Here is a 461-nt window from a genome sequence, read left to right as displayed (position 1 = left end):
GAGGTGCCGGTCACGGTCAAAATGCGGCTCGGCTGGGACGAAAGCGCGCTCAACGCGCCGCTGCTGGCGCGCCGCGCCGAGCAGGCGGGCGTCCAGATGGTGACGGTGCATGGCCGCACGCGCTGCCAGTTCTACCAGGGCAAGGCCGACTGGCGCGCCATCGCACGGACAAAACAGGCCGTGTCGATCCCGGTCGTTGCCAATGGCGATGTCGGATCGCCGGCGGAGGCGGCAATGATCCTCGACCAGTCGGGCGCCGACGCGGTGATGATCGGCCGCGCGCATTATGGCGCGCCCTGGACGGCAGGCAGCATCGCGGCAGCCGCGGCAAAAGATGCGGCGCCCGGCGTGCCCGAAAGTCCGCAAGCGCTGGCCGACTACATCGTTGCCCACTACGAGGACATGCTAACGCTCTACGGCATCGAAAGCGGCGTGCGCCAGGCGCGCAAGCATCTTGGCTG

At 68.8% G+C, this 461-nt stretch carries 1 protein-coding gene; it reads left to right on the top strand.

Annotation, left to right across the window (positions count from 1 at the left end; genetic code table 11):
• Positions 1 to 461, top strand: a 461-nt coding sequence (locus EOA85_RS36965; RefSeq protein ID WP_206523520.1) for a tRNA-dihydrouridine synthase, incomplete at both ends; no start/stop codon positions are given.

Source organism: Mesorhizobium sp. M5C.F.Ca.IN.020.29.1.1 (assembly GCF_003997375.1).
GTDB classification, from domain to species: Bacteria; Pseudomonadota; Alphaproteobacteria; order Rhizobiales; family Rhizobiaceae; genus Mesorhizobium; species Mesorhizobium wenxiniae.
The sequence above is the reverse complement of the archived record's forward strand: the minus strand, read 5'-3'. Positions and strand labels throughout refer to the sequence as shown.